The organism is Methylobacterium indicum, from assembly GCF_017347565.1.
Classification (GTDB): domain Bacteria; phylum Pseudomonadota; class Alphaproteobacteria; order Rhizobiales; family Beijerinckiaceae; genus Methylobacterium; species Methylobacterium indicum.
The window spans coordinates 6074495-6088151 of record NZ_AP024145.1 but is presented as its reverse complement, the minus strand read 5'-3'; the positions used below and the strand labels follow the sequence as shown (position 1 = coordinate 6088151).

At 71.2% G+C, this 13657-nt stretch carries 10 protein-coding genes; 5 read left to right on the top strand and 5 right to left on the bottom strand.

What is annotated here, in order from left to right:
- Positions 1-191: 191 nt before the first annotated feature.
- On the bottom strand, positions 192-938 hold the full coding sequence (gene pxpA / locus miv_RS28265) for a 5-oxoprolinase subunit PxpA (RefSeq protein ID WP_207180253.1): 747 nt from the start codon (positions 936-938) through the stop codon (positions 192-194).
- 122 nt (positions 939-1060) lie between these two features.
- On the opposite strand from pxpA, the gene miv_RS28260 reads away from it, so the two are divergent.
- Entirely contained in the window at positions 1061-1966 is a 906-nt protein-coding gene (locus miv_RS28260) for a LysR family transcriptional regulator (protein ID WP_207180251.1), read from the top strand.
- A 27-nt stretch (positions 1967-1993) separates the two neighbouring features.
- On the opposite strand, the gene miv_RS28255 is transcribed toward miv_RS28260, so the two are convergent.
- Both miv_RS28255 and miv_RS28250 read right to left on the bottom strand, forming a co-directional pair.
- Positions 1994-4063, bottom strand: coding sequence for a di-heme-cytochrome C peroxidase (locus miv_RS28255; RefSeq protein ID WP_207180249.1), 2070 nt, complete (start codon positions 4061-4063; stop codon positions 1994-1996).
- Positions 4064-4148: 85 nt separating this feature from the next.
- Complete coding sequence (locus tag miv_RS28250; protein WP_207180247.1) at positions 4149-5915, bottom strand: patatin-like phospholipase family protein; 1767 nt, start codon at positions 5913-5915, stop codon at positions 4149-4151.
- A 776-nt stretch (positions 5916-6691) separates the two neighbouring features.
- On the opposite strand from miv_RS28250, the gene miv_RS28245 reads away from it, so the two are divergent.
- The 4 genes from miv_RS28245 to miv_RS28230 all read left to right on the top strand — a co-directional run bounded on the left by miv_RS28245 (position 6692) and on the right by miv_RS28230 (position 11459).
- Complete coding sequence (locus miv_RS28245; RefSeq protein WP_207180245.1) at positions 6692-8014, top strand: quaternary amine ABC transporter ATP-binding protein; 1323 nt, start codon at positions 6692-6694, stop codon at positions 8012-8014.
- On the top strand, positions 7930-8781 hold the full coding sequence (locus tag miv_RS28240) for an ABC transporter permease (protein WP_207180242.1): 852 nt from the start codon (positions 7930-7932) through the stop codon (positions 8779-8781). The genes miv_RS28245 and miv_RS28240 overlap by 85 nt, the downstream gene beginning before the upstream one ends.
- A gap of 62 nt (positions 8782-8843) precedes the next feature.
- On the top strand, positions 8844-9680 hold the full coding sequence (locus miv_RS28235) for a glycine betaine ABC transporter substrate-binding protein (RefSeq protein WP_207180240.1): 837 nt from the start codon (positions 8844-8846) through the stop codon (positions 9678-9680).
- Positions 9681-9866: 186 nt separating this feature from the next.
- On the top strand, positions 9867-11459 hold the full coding sequence (locus tag miv_RS28230) for a fatty acyl-CoA synthetase (RefSeq protein WP_207180238.1): 1593 nt from the start codon (positions 9867-9869) through the stop codon (positions 11457-11459).
- A gap of 33 nt (positions 11460-11492) precedes the next feature.
- On the opposite strand, the gene fixJ is transcribed toward miv_RS28230, so the two are convergent.
- Together fixJ and miv_RS28220 are read right to left on the bottom strand one after the other, a co-directional pair.
- Positions 11493-12104 (bottom strand): response regulator FixJ, encoded by a 612-nt coding sequence (fixJ, locus tag miv_RS28225; protein WP_058618242.1) that lies wholly within the window; start codon positions 12102-12104, stop codon positions 11493-11495.
- Positions 12094-13641, bottom strand: coding sequence for a PAS domain-containing sensor histidine kinase (locus tag miv_RS28220; RefSeq protein ID WP_207180236.1), 1548 nt, complete (start codon positions 13639-13641; stop codon positions 12094-12096). Before miv_RS28220 ends, fixJ begins: the two co-directional genes overlap by 11 nt.
- Positions 13642-13657 lie beyond the last annotated feature (16 nt).

Below are 13657 nucleotides of genomic sequence, written 5' to 3'. Positions count from 1 at the left end.
TCGTGTCGGTGTCGTCTCGGGGCCTTGCCGGGGGCGATCCGGGGGATCGGTCCTGCCCGCTCCGGGCGGTGTCGCCGGGCCGGCGCGGTCTAAGCAGATTGCGCCGAAGTGGATACCGGTTCGGCGCCAAAAATCTGCGACAAAACAATAACCTAAGCGGGCGAAGCGTTGGCCTGCCAACGCAAGTCTGCTTAGGCCGCGTCGTCGCGCCCGTCCCGGCGCGGATCCCGGTCGAGGGCCCGGCGAAGGGTACGGGCGAGGTCCGCCGCCCCCGGCGTGTCGGAATGGATGCAGATGCTGTCGCGGCCGGCCGGCACGTCGCGCCCGCCGATCGCCGCCACCACGCCCTCGCGGATCGCCCGCAGGGCCCGGGCGGTGCCGGCCTCGGGATCGACCGGCGGGTGCTCGCGGGTGATGATCAGGCCGCCGTCGTCGGCGTAGTCGAGGTCGGCGTAGAACTCCGCCACCAGGGCGTGGCCACGGGCCCCGTAGACGCGCTCGTGCTCGGTCCCGCGCAGGCCGAGGATCGGCACCCGGTAGATGTCGGCGGCGTCGCAGACCGCCGCGGCGATCTCGGGGTCGCGCGCCGCCATGCCGTAGAGCGATCCGTGCGGCTTGATGTGATTGAGGGCGAGCCCTTCCGCGTCGAGGAAGCCCTTGAGCGCGCCGATCTGGTAGATCAGGCAGTTCGCCAGCTCCTCGCGGCCGATCGTCATCTCGCGCCGGCCGAAGCCCTGCCGGTCGGGCAGCGAGGGGTGAGCCCCGACCGCGACGCCGTGGGCGCGCGCCAGCCGCACCGTCGCCCGCATGTGGTTGAAGTCGGAGGCGTGGAAGCCGCAGGCGACGTTGGCGACGTGGATGTGCGGCATCAGGGCCGCGTCGTCGCCCAGCCGCCAGATGCCGAAGCCCTCGCCCATGTCGCAGTTGATCGAGACCATCGGGGGTGCCTCCGACCGGAACGCGTCCGGAGAGTTGCAGCCGCCCCGTCCATTGTAAAATCGGAAATCTGCGTGGCAGCATTCGAGAAATCCGATACCCATGGGCCGACGGGGGCCAGGGCATGTCGATCTCGCTCAAGCAGATCCGCTACTTCATCGCGGCGGCGGAATCCGGCCGCATCTCGCAAGCCGCCGTCGAGCTGAACGTGTCGCAATCGGCCGTCACGGCGGCGGTGCAGCAGCTCGAAGCGCTGCTCGGGGTTCGCCTGTTCGAGCGCCACGCCGCCGGCGTCGCGCTGACGCGGGAGGGCAGCCGGTTCCTGCTGCATGGCCGCAACATCATGGCGGCGGTGGCGGAGGCCGTGCGCGAGCCGCGGGCGGCGGGCGCGGCGGTCGCCGGCACGGTCCGGGTCGGGGTGACCTACACGGTGGCGGGCTACTTCCTGCCGCGCCACCACGCCCGCTTCGCCTCGAGCTTCCCCGGGGTGACGCTGAGCCTCCACGAGGCGCCGCGGGACGCGATCGAGCAGGCGCTCCTCGACGGCGCCCTCGACATCGCCGTCATGCTGGTCTCGAACCTGGAGGCCCGCGAGGCGCTCGCCTGCGAGACCCTGATCCGGTCGCGGCGCCGGCTGTGGCTGCCCGCCGAGCACCCGCTCCTGCGCGAGGAGCGGGTCGGCCTCGCCGAGGTCGCCCGCAACCCCTACATCCTGCTCACCGTCGACGAGGCCGGCGACACCGCCGGGCGCTACTGGGCCCGCAGCCCGCACCGCCCGGAGGTGATCTTCAAGACCTCCTCGGTCGAATCGGTGCGCAGCATGGTGGCGGCCGGGATGGGGGTGACGATCCTCTCCGACCTCGTCTACCGACCCTGGTCGCTGGAGGGCCAGCGCCTGGAGCGGCGCGAGCTCGCCGACGACGTCCCGACCATGGATGTCGGCCTCGCCTGGCGGGCGACGGCCGAGCTCACCCCCGCCGCCCGGGCATTCCGCGAGTTCCTGAACCTCGCCTGCGCCGGCCAGGGCTGATCCACGTCCCTGGGCCGGGCTCGCGCCTCACCGCGGCGCGGCGGAGGCGAGGGCCTCGCAGCGCGTCGTCGAGGCGGCGGCCCGGGCGGGGTCGGGGTCGACGCCGTTGATGCAGTCGGTCTTGAGGAACTCGATCAAGGCCATGCGCTCGTCGACCGAGAGCGCCCGCCCGATGATGCCCTTCCCCTTGCCGTCCGCGAATTCGTGGCCGGTGTTGAGGTTGCCGCGCTGCGCGGTGTCGAGGGTGAACAGGCCGCCGAGCCGGTTGGCCTCGGCGCCGGCCTCGGCGTTCAGGCACGCGCGCGGGTCCTTGCGCGAGGCCGCGACCGCGGTGAGCTGATAGCCGAGGCAGACCGGGTCGAATTCCCGCCGGCCGAGAGTGAAGCTCTTGGGGCGCTCCGCCACCGGCGACAGCAGGGCGAAGACGTTCGGGACCGAGCCGTTATGCAGGAAGGGCGGCGTCGCCCAAACCCCGTCGAGGGGGCGGGCCTTGTAGGCGGCCGGCGCCTGGATGCCGTTCGGGCGGTATCCGTTCAGCCTGTCGCGGTCGGGCGTCGGGGTCGGCGGGGTCTGGGTGTCGTACCAGCGGTCGACCGTGCGCTTCACCGTCACGCCGAGGGCGGGGCCGAACGCGTAGCGGCCGTCCTTGTCGGGCTCGCCGAGCGCGACGTCGCCGGGCCCGTCCTCGCGCCGGTCCTTGAGCGCCTGCACCAGCGGGGCCGGCAGGGCGACCGTCCGGGCGATCATGTCCTCGGCCTGGGCCGGGTCGGTCCCGATCGTGCCGATCGGCAGCGTCTTGACCACGAGGTAGCGCTGGCCGGACGCGTTCGGCGGCAGCCACGCCTTGGAATTCCAGAACGCCGTGCTGCCGATCGGGGCCTGGTGGCAGCCCTGGCACAGCTCGCCGTAGAGCCCGGCGCCCCTGCGGGCGCGGTCGGGGTCGATCGCGTTCGCCGTGTCGACCTCGGCGAACAGGCTCGGCCAGCGCGGGGCGCGCAGGCCCGTGAAGCCGGCCTGCGCGTCCGGCTGCTCGCCGGCGATCTGCTTCTCGATGCGGGCGATGTTCTCGACATGCACCTGCGAGGCGAACAGCCCCTTCCCCGGATCGGTCAGGTTGACGGGAGCCGAGACGCCGAGGGCCTCGCCGGCATTGCGCACCATCGGCTGCTCGATGGAGGCGTTGTATTGCACCCAGTCGAACCAGGACGTGTTCCAGACGTGGGGGAAGTTCACCGGCGCGGTGGTGGCGGCGTAGTTCGCCTCGCGGGACGCGTCGTCGAGGTCGAGGGCGAAGACCGTGTTGCCGATGCGGTTGAGGGCGTCGAGCCGGCCGTAGCCCTCGTCGACCGTCGCCGACGAGACCTTCTTGTCGAGCTTGCGCACCGCGTCGAGCCGGTCCCACAGCGCGTCGAGCTGGGCGCGCAGGGCGGCCTTGTCGGCCTCGCTCGCATCCTCGCCGAGCACGTTCATGGCGAACCGGTCGAAGCGGCCGGGCACGTACTTGGTGAACAGGACCGACAGGCCGAGACCCTGCCGGAACTTGCCGAGATCGGTGAGCGCCGGCCCGCCATCGACGAGGAGTGCCGTCTCGCGATAGGTCAGGCGCCCGGTATGGCAGGCCGCGCAGGTGAAGCCGATCTTGTGGGTCGGCTTTCCCGTGCGCGGGTTGAGCCAGGGCTGGCCGTCGGGCAGCAGCATGGTGCCCTGGTCCCTGGCCTTGTCGCCGCCCCGGGCAAAGCCGATCGGCAGCTGGATCTCGCCGCCGCGCGTCGCGCCCGGGATGAAGCCGTAGCGGTCGAGATAGGCGGGATCGGCGAGCCGGCCGACATCGCCGACCAGCGTCAGGCGCGGCTGCTCGAGGGCGATGAACCACTCGTAGGGGATGTTGAGGGTCTGCGTGCCCTGGTCGGCGTGGTGGTACCAGTCCTGCTCGTCGTTCGACCAGGCGTGGCCGAGCCAGCGCGCCGCCTTGACGGGTGGATAGTCGGGCAGCGCGACGTACAGCTTGTCGCGGTAGATCTTGAAGCCGATGCCGACGGCGATCAGCACGACGGCGACGAGGCCGACGATGATCTTGGCGAGGCGCCCCGTTCCCACGTTCGTCGTCTCCACTCGAATGGATTGTCGTCAGGACGGTTCGCGATCGCGCCCGGCCCATCTGCTGCACCTGGTCGTTTGAACGTCAGGGTGCGTCGGTGTCGTGCGCCGGAAAATCGGCTTTCAACGCCGTGATCGTCCTCGCGACGATCGCGTCGACCTTGCGCGAGGCGACGCCGACGCCGAACGTCTTGGCGCCCTGGCGCGCCAGATAGCCGAAGATCACGCCCATATCGTCGGTTTCCTTGCGGAAGTCGATGTCGACGAGGGTCGCGACCACCTTCTCGATGCGCCGCTTCAGGTCGCCGCGCAGGAGATCCTGCCGGACATCCTCGGGGCGGGCCCGGTCCGCCTTTCGGATCTCGATCGGCGTCTGCAGCTCCGGCGTCAGCGGGATGATCGGATAGAGCGCCACGCCCTCCGGCGGGCCGCCGTCGAGCCGGAGCGTCCGAACCCTGAACCCGCTCTCGCCGCCGGGGGCGACGGAGCCGGTCGCCGCGCTGGCGTCGCGCACCTTCCAATGCTCGGCGATGGTCGGGCCCTTGAACAGGTCGTTCGTCGCCGGCAGCACGAAGTTCCAGCGCAGGAAGGCCTGGGCGTTGCGGCGCCCGAGGAGGTAGTCGTGGCGGCGGAAGCTCTCGTGCAGGAAGCCGCTGAACCCCCCGAGCGCGCCGCTGGCAATCGGGAACATCACCGGCTCGCCGTCCGCCCGCTGGCGCACCGGCGAGACGATGAAGCGGGAGAAGTCCGAGCCGTCATGCGCCCGGGCGAGTTCCTCGGGCTTGAACCGCGCCTGGTTGATCAGGGCCGAGAACAGGCCCGGCAGCGCCGTCGCGAGGGTGCCGGTGACGGGGTCGGCCGGCAGGGCCTGGTAGTTGGGGAACGGTGCGATCAGCACGACCGAGCGGCGGGCCCTGTCGCCGGCCGGCTCGTCCGGATACCCGTTGGTGAGGTAGCGCCGCGCCTGTTCGAGCGGCTCGTTGTCGATCGTGCCGCCGTCGACCGCCCAGTACCGGGCGGTGCCCTTGACGTCGTAGCGGTCATCCGGCGGGATGACCACGAACCGGCCATCGGCGTCGAGGCGGCCCACCGTGCCCCAGGTCAGGAGCTCGGCGCCCGGCCGGCTGACGTGGCGGGGCGCGAGCCCGACCGGGAAGGCCCCGGTCGCGAGCGCCGCGACCTTGAAGAAGTCCCAGGCCGGGTCGTCCGTCCGCGTCACGTCGAGCCAGGGATCGCCGGTCGGGGCCCGGCCGCTGCCCAGCTCGAACGAGGCGACGTCGGCGTGGTTCGTCATGCCGAAGGCCCGGTTCGCCCCCGCCCCGACGAGGCCGAAGGAGTACGGGACCCCCCGCAGGTTCGTCAGCGTCAGCATCACCCGCAAGGCCTCGCGCCCGCCCCGGCCGATCCAGGGCCGCCGGACGGGCGGTCCATCGATCGCGAAGGCGCGGCCCAGGATGTCGTCGAGGACGGCGCTGCACAGGACCGACCGGAGGCCGGTCGTGCCGTCGAGGTCCCCGGTCTCGAGCAGGCGCTCGATCGCGATGTCGCGGACCCAGCTCGCGTAGAGCCGGTTCTGCGGCTCGGGCGGCGGCGGGGCCGCCGGCTGGACGTGGTCGAGGCGGCGGAACATGTGCAACGCCGCCATGCCGGCGGTCATGCCGCCCGCCGAGGCGCCCGCCAGCACGGGCACGCGCACGTCGTGGGTCGGGCCGTCCCAGCCGGGCGCGTCGCGGGCGGCGTAGTAGCCGTCCAGCGCCTCGATCAGGAAGTCCATCACGCCGGCCGAGTAGCAACCGGCCGAGATGGCACCGGCCAGCACCAGGCCGACCTCGTAGACGGGACGTTCGGGCATGGCTCCCCCGGGATTCTCGATGTCCCGGCTCGTGGTCTTGCCCGCATCGGCACAAGATCTCACCGCTCGACGACAAGACGACGGAAGCGGCCGGTTTCCGGGTCGGTCAAAATTGATCCGTGATGCAAAATCATACCGAGTTGCGGCCGGTGTCAAGGTTGTGTTCTGGGAAACATATTTTCGATCGTCCGTCATGATTGTGGCCGAGACACGCCTTTCTAGATTTTTTTATCAATTTTCATATGATCTCCGCAGATCGTATCGACTGATTGCGAGCGTAAAAGAAAAAATTTAACGATTGTTGGATATATAAATAATCAAATTCCAAGTGTTTGTGCGAGTAATTATTTCGGCATATGAGCATTGGTGTAGAATGCGCATCTCTGGACCGTCGCAGATGCGCCGCAGGCGGGTTCGGGACGGTTGCTCGGCGGACCGCCCCGACACATGCCGGATCGAGGTCGCGGATCGACGAGGAAGGAAGGGCCCGCGGAAATGACGCAAGGTCATATCGGCCGATGTGCCGAAAGGGCAGTCAGCATCTGCACAAGACAGTATCACCCGTGCCGTCGACGATGCCAATATTGCGCTGCACAAGCATGATGAGGTTGTCGCGTTCCACAAGGGTCGTTTTTCCGGCAGAAAGCGTCGCCGCGCGACAAGCCCTCCCGTGCGGCCCCACTAGCTTTTCATCATCCCAGATCGAAGGCACCGCGTCGCCGGCGGTGCCGGGTGATCGATCGGGGATTGCGTCACTCCCGGGGAGTCGTGAGCAGATGGGCCGCATCACTCTGCAGGGCATCGGCAAGATCTTCGGTCACGACCCGGCCCGGGCGATGGATCTGATGGCCCAGGGCAAGAGCAAGGCCGAGATCGCCGCGCTCTGCGGCGCGGTGGTCGGCCTGCGCGACGTCGCCGTCGAGGTGCCGGAAGGCGAGATCCTGGTCCTGATGGGCCTCTCGGGCTCGGGCAAGTCGACCCTGCTGCGCTGCATGAACCGGCTCGTCGAGCCGAGCTGCGGGCGCATCGTCGTCGACGGCACCGACGTGACGGCGCTGAGCCGCCGCGACCTGCTGGCCTTCCGCCAAAAAATGTTCGGCATGGTCTTCCAGCATTTCGCGCTGCTGCCGAACCGCACCATCCTGGGGAATGTCGGCTTCGGCCTCGAGATCAAGAAGGTCCCGGCCGCGCAGGCGCGCGAACGCGCGATGCGGGCGATCGAGCTCGTCGGTCTCAAGGGCTGGGAAGCGAAGTATCCGAACGAGCTCTCGGGCGGCATGCAGCAGCGGGCCGGCCTCGCCCGGGCCCTCGCGGCGGATGCCGAGATCCTGCTGATGGACGAGGCGTTCAGCGCCCTCGACCCGCTGATCCGCCGCGACATGCAGGCCGAGCTGCGCGAATTGCAGAAGACCCTGAAGAAGACCATCGTGTTCGTGTCGCACGATCTCGACGAGGCGATCGCGCTCGGCGGCCGCATCGTGCTGATGAAGGACGGCGAGGTGGTCCAGGCCGGGCGGCCCGAGGAGATCGTGGCGGCGCCCGCCACCGAGTACGTCGCCCGCTTCGTCGCGCATATCGACCGGGTCGCGGTCCTGCGCGCCGGACAGGTGGCCGACGGGACCGCCCCGGTCCTCTCCCCCACCCAGACGGCCGCCGAGGCGCGGGCGGTGCTGGCCGGGCGTGGCGGCGAGGCCTGGCTGGTCGCCGGGCCCGACGGCCGCTTCGCCGGCCGCCTGCCGGCCGCCCGCCTCGCCGCCGCCCGCCCCGACGAGACCCTGGCGAGCCTCCTCGACCGGGATCCCGGTACCGTCGAGGCCGGAGCCGGCCTTGCCGGGCTCCTCGGCCGGGTCGCCGCCGAGGGCGTGCTCGCGGTGATCGACACCGAGGGGCGCCTCGTCGGCAGCCTCACGAGCCGGGACGTCGTGCGGGCCCTCTCGGCCCGCCCGGGCGCCGGCGGATCCGTCCCCGGCGGCCCCGAGGCCGCGATTTCCTCCGAGCCGGCAGGAGCTGAGCGATGGACTGGACAATCCCCAAATTCCCCCTCGACACGCTCAGCGACGAGGGCCTCGATTGGCTCACCGACCATGGCAGCTGGCTGACCCGGGCGGTCAGCCGCCACGTCGCCGACTGGATCGACGCGCTGACCTCGGCCCTCGTGGCCGTGCCGCCCTGGATCGTGATCGCGCTCGCGGCGCTCGCCACGTGGAAGATCGGCGGCCGGCGGGTCGGGCTCCTGACCCTGTTCGGCCTTCTGTTCCTGTGGAACCTGCGGCTGTGGCAGGCGACGGTCGAGACCCTGGTGCTGGTCATCCTGGCGACCGCGGCGGCCCTCGTCATCGGCATCCCGGTCGGGATCTGGTTCGCGCTGAGCCGGCGGGCCTGGCGGATCTTCTCGCCGGTCCTCGACATGATGCAGACGCTGCCGAGCTTCGTCTACCTGATCCCGGCCCTGCCGTTCTTCGGCCTCGGGGCGGTCTCGGCCTGCTTTGCCACCATCGTGTTCTCGGTGCCGCCGGTGATCCGGCTGACGGCGCTCGGTATCCGCAACGTGCCGGCCGAGCTCGTCGAGGCTTCGGACGCCTTCGGCGGGTCGTCGGCCCAGAAGCTCTTCAAGGTCCAGCTGCCGCTGGCGCTGCCGACCATCATGGCGGGCGTCAACCAGACCATGATGCTGGCGCTCTCGATGGTGGTGATCGCCGCGATGATCGGGGCCGGCGGCCTCGGCCGGGTGGTGTGGCAGTCGATCCAGCGCCTGGAGGCCGGCGCCGGGTTCGAGGCCGGCATCGGCATCGTCATCCTGGCGGTGATCCTCGACCGGGCGACCCAGGCGCTCGCCGCCCGCGCCCGCCCGCACGGCACCGCCTGACCTCTCTTCCAAGCCCCCTTGCTCAAGCCCCTTCGCCACTGCTCGTCCAGAAAGGTCCCTCGATGCGCGCATCCACCGTCGGCGTCGTCCTCTGCCTCGCGCTCGCCCAGACGCCCGCCGAGGCGGCCGGCAAGCAGGTCCGCCTCGCCTATGTCGAGTGGGCCGACGCGGTGGTCGCCACCAACATCCTCAAGCTCGCCCTGGAGGAGAAGGGCTACGAGGTGAAGGCGATCCCGCTGGCCGCCGCCGCGATGTGGCAGGCCGTGGCGACCGGGGACGCCGACGCCAGCGTCGCCGCCTGGCTGCCGGTGACCCAGGGCGCCTATTACGAGAAGCTGAAGAACCGGCTCGAGCTGATCGGCCCGAACGTGACGGGCGCCAAGATCGGCTGGGCGGTGCCCGCCACCTCGCCGCTGAACTCGATCGAGGACCTGAAGACCAAGGCCGCCGAGGTCGACGGCAAGGTGATCGGCATCGATCCCGGTGCCGGCGTGATGAAGACCTCGGAGGCGGCGATCAAGGCCTACGGCCTGCCGGTCAAGCTCCTCGACGGCAGCGACGCCACGATGACGAGCGCGCTCAAGGACGCGATCCGCCGCAAGCAGGACATCGTCGTCACCGCCTGGACGCCGCACTGGATGTTCGCCCGCTACCAGCTGAAGTACCTCGCCGACCCCAAGCAGGTCTTCGGCGGCGAGGAGAGCGTCAACACCCTGGCCCGCAAGGGCCTGAAGGAGGACATGCCGGAGGTCTACGGCATCCTCCAGAAGTTCAAGCTCGGCATCAAGGACGAGGAGGCCGTGATGGCCGAGAACGAGGAGAAGGGCGCCAAGCCCGCCGAGACCGCCGCCAAGTGGATCGCGGCCAACCGCGCCACCGTGGACGGCTGGCTGAAGTAAGCCGCAGCCCCAACGCGTCCCGAACCGCCGCCGCCCCGCCGGGCCGCGGCGGTTTTCGTGCGTTCGGGGGATGCCGACGCACCGGCTCGACGTCGCCGCCCGCGTGGCGCCCGCACCGGCGTGACTTGGCGGCACGACCTTGCGACAAGGAGCGACAAACACCGAAAACCGGAGGGACGCCGCGCCATGGCACACGAGGACATGCAGGAGGCCGACCGCGCCCGGCGCGACACGGTCTCGGACGCCCTGCGCCGCGCGGCGCGGCGCTACCGGGACCGCAACGCCCTGTCCTTCGCCGATCGACGCTGGAGCTTCACGGCCCTCGACCGCGCCGCCGACCGGGTCGCCGCCGGGCTCCTGGCGGCGGGGCTGTCGCGCGGCGACCGGCTCGGCGCGCTCGGGCGCAACTCGGACGCCTACCTGATCCTCTGGCTCGCCTGCGCCCGGGCCGGGATCATCCACGTTCCGGTCAACTACGCGCTCACCGGGCGCGAGCTGCGCTACGTCGTCGAGCAATCCGGCGCCGCTTGCCTGATCGTCGATCCGGCCCTCGAGGGGAATGCCCGGGAGGCGCTGGGCGCCTCCGCCGCGCCCTGGTTCGGCACCCTGTTCGGCGGGACCGGCCTCGACGTGCTGCACCTTGCGGGCGACGGCGGTCCCGCCGAGCCGGTCGAGGTGCCGCTCGCCGAGGACGACGTGGTGCAGCTCCTCTACACCTCCGGCACCACGGCGGCGCCGAAGGGCGCCATGATGACGAGCCGGGGGCTGCTGGCGGAGTACCAGAGCTGCATCCTCGCCCTCGATTTCGGGCCGCACGACCGGGCGCTCGCCGCGCTGCCGCTCTACCACACGGCGCAGATGCACGCCTTCACCATGCCCCAGCTGCTGGCCGGGGCCGAGACGGTGCTGATCGAGGCGCCCGCGCCGCAGACCTGCCTGCAGCTGATCGAGGCGCACCGCCTGACCTCGTTCTTCGCCCCCCCGACGGTGTGGATCAGCCTCCTGCGCTCGCCCGACTTCGCGACGCGGGACCTGACGAGCCTGCGCCACGTCTATTACGGCGCCTCGATCATGCCGGTGCCGGTCCTGGAGGAGCTGCGGGCGCGGCTGCCGGGGGCGCAGCCCTACAATTGCTACGGCCAGAGCGAGATCGCGCCGCTCGCCACCGTCCTGCGTCCCGAGGAGCACGACGCGCGCCCGGCCTCCTGCGGCCGGCCGGTCTTCAACGTCGAGACCCGGATCGTCGACGACGCGATGCGGGACGTCGCCCCCGGCGAGCGGGGCGAGATCGTCCACCGCTCGCCCCAGCTGATGGCCGGCTACTGGGACAAGCCGGAGGAGACCCGCGAGGCGTTCCGCGGCGGCTGGTTCCATTCGGGCGATGTCGGGATCATGGACGAGGCCGGCTACATCACGGTGGTCGACCGGGTGAAGGACGTGATCAAGACCGGCGGCACCATCGTGGCGAGCCGCGAGGTCGAGGAGGTGCTGTTCACCCATCCCGGCGTGTCGGAGGTCGCCGTGATCGCCCTGCCCCACCCGAAATGGATCGAGGCCGTGACCGCCGTGGTGGTGCGCCGCCCGGGCGCCGCCGTCGACGCCGAGGAGCTGGTCGCCCATTGCCGGGCCGGCCTGGCGCCGTTCAAGGTCCCCAAGCGCATCCTGTTCCAGGACGACCTGCCCCGCAACACCGCCGGCAAGCTCCTCAAGCGCGCGCTGAGGGACACCTACGCCGCCCTCGACTGGAACGAGGAGGCCGACGCCGCCCGGGGGCGGTGAAGCGCCGTCGCACGCGCGGGCCGGGCGGGCTTCCTACCCGCCCGGCCGGACCATCAGCGCCATCCGGACCAGCTCGGCGAGGCTGCCGGCCTGCATCTTCGCCATGACGTTGGCGCGGTAGATCTCGACCGTGCGCGGGCTGATGCCGAGCGCCTGGGCGATGACCTTGTTGGGGCTGCCGGCCATCAGCTCGTCGAGCACCTGGCGCTCGCGCTCCGAGAGCGCGGCGATGCGCCGGCCGGTCTCGGCGACGGCGGCGTGGCGCTCGGCGGCCCGGCGCCCGCTGTCGAGGGCGGCGCGCACGGCGGCGAGCAGGACCTCGTCGTCGAACGGCTTCTCGATGAAGTCGAACGCGCCCTCGCGCATCGCCGCGACGGCGAGCGGCACGTCGGCGTGGCCGGTCATCACGATCACCGGGCGCCCGTCGCCCTGCGCCTTCAGGCGGCGCAGCAGCTCGATCCCGTCGAGGCCCGGCATGCGCACATCGGTGACGATGCAGCCCGCGGCCTGCGGGGGGGCGGCGAGAAAGGCCCTGGCGGAGTCGTGCAGGCGCACCGGGATCCCGTCGGAGGCGAACAGGAAGGCGAGGGACTGACGAACCGCGAGATCGTCGTCGACCACGTCGACCGGCACCTCACCCGACATCGTCCAGCTCCCCTGTCTCGACCGCCCGCAGCGTGAAGCGGAAGCAGGTCCCCTGCCCCGGGCGCGACTCGGCCAGGATCTTGCCGCCATGCGCCTCCACGATGGTACGGCAGATCGAGAGCCCGACCCCCATCCCGTGCGCCTTGGTGGTGACGAAGGGCTGAAACAGCCGCTCCAGCACCTCCGGCGCGAGGCCCGGCCCGGTATCGGCGACGCCGATCTCGACGAGCCCTTCTCCGGGCAAGGCCCGGCTGGTGACGCGCAGCTCGCGCCGAGGGGCGTCCTGCATCGCCTCGATGGCGTTGCGGATCAGGTTGAGCAGGACCTGCTGCACCTGGATGCGGTCGGCCAGCACCAGCGGCGCCTGCGGGTCGAGCGCGAAGGTGACGTGGACGCCCCGCTCCTTGGCGCCCACGAGGGCGAGCGCGCTCGCCTCCTCGACGAGCTTGGGCAGCCCCTCGATGTGGCGCTCCCCCTCGCCGCGGGCGACGAACTCGCGCAGGTGGCGGATGATCTGGCCGGCCCGCAGCGCCTGGTCGGCGGCCTGGCCGACCGCGTCGGCGAGCATCGCCACCTCGGGCCCCTCCATCCGCTGGAGCAGGCGGCGGCAGCCCTTGAGGTAGCTGGCGATGGCGGTGAGCGGCTGGTTGATCTCGTGGGCGAGCGTCGAGGCCATCTCGCCGAGCGCGGTGAAGCGCGACATGTGGACGAGCTCGGATTGCAGCTCCTGCAGCCGGGTCTCGGTGCGCTGGCGCTCGGTGAGGTCGCGGATGAAGCCCGTGAAGTAGCGCGCGCCCGACGAGCGCATCTCGCCGACCGCGAGCTCCATCGGGAAGGTCGAGCCGTCCTTGCGCCGGCCGACGACGACGCGGCCGATGCCGATGATGCGCCGCTCGCCGGTGGCGAGGTAGCGGGCCATGTAGGAATCGTGCCGGCTGCGATAGGGCTCGGGCATCAGGAGGCTGACGTTCTGCCCCACCACGTCCTCCGGCGCGTAGCCGAACTGGCGCACCGCCGTCGCGCTGAAGGACTGGATGCGGGCCTCCTCGTCGATGACGATCATCGCGTCCGGCACCGTCTCGAGGATCGAGCGCAGATGCGCCTCGCGGGCGCGCAGCTCGGTCTCGGCCTGGCGCTGGGCATGGATGCTGAACACCACGCCGCGATGGCGCACCGGCCCGCCCTGCGGGTCGATCTCGATGGTCCCGCGCGAGCGCAGCCAGTCGCTCCGGCCGTCGGGGCGCACCACCCGGTAATCGACCTCGTAGCTGCCGCCGCGGTCGAGCGCGCGCCGGATCGCCGCCGCCCGGGCCTCGCGGTCGTCCGGGTGGACCAGGGCCTGCGTCGCCTCGAAGGTGGTGAGCCGATCGGGCGGGACGCCGAACAGCCGCGCCCCGCTCGCCGAGACCGAGATCCGCCCGGTCGGCACGTCGAGCGACCAGAAGCAGATGCCGACCTCCTCGAGCGTCTGGCGGAGCTCCTCGGCGTTGGGCGCGGCGTCGGGGGGCGGGATCGCGGTGGAATCGGGCTTCGTCATGCGGGCCGAAGGGCGC

Coding starts and splice junctions, on each gene's coding strand:
- pxpA (WP_207180253.1), bottom strand. CDS start 938: ATGGTCTCGATCAACTGCGACATGGGCGAGGGCTTCGGCATCTGGCGG.
- miv_RS28260 (WP_207180251.1), top strand. CDS start 1,061: ATGTCGATCTCGCTCAAGCAGATCCGCTACTTCATCGCGGCGGCGGAA.
- miv_RS28250 (WP_207180247.1), bottom strand. CDS start 5,915: ATGCCCGAACGTCCCGTCTACGAGGTCGGCCTGGTGCTGGCCGGTGCC.
- miv_RS28245 (WP_207180245.1), top strand. CDS start 6,692: ATGGGCCGCATCACTCTGCAGGGCATCGGCAAGATCTTCGGTCACGAC.
- miv_RS28240 (WP_207180242.1), top strand. CDS start 7,930: ATGGACTGGACAATCCCCAAATTCCCCCTCGACACGCTCAGCGACGAG.
- miv_RS28235 (WP_207180240.1), top strand. CDS start 8,844: ATGCGCGCATCCACCGTCGGCGTCGTCCTCTGCCTCGCGCTCGCCCAG.
- miv_RS28230 (WP_207180238.1), top strand. CDS start 9,867: ATGGCACACGAGGACATGCAGGAGGCCGACCGCGCCCGGCGCGACACG.
- fixJ (WP_058618242.1), bottom strand. CDS start 12,104: ATGTCGGGTGAGGTGCCGGTCGACGTGGTCGACGACGATCTCGCGGTT.
- miv_RS28220 (WP_207180236.1), bottom strand. CDS start 13,641: ATGACGAAGCCCGATTCCACCGCGATCCCGCCCCCCGACGCCGCGCCC.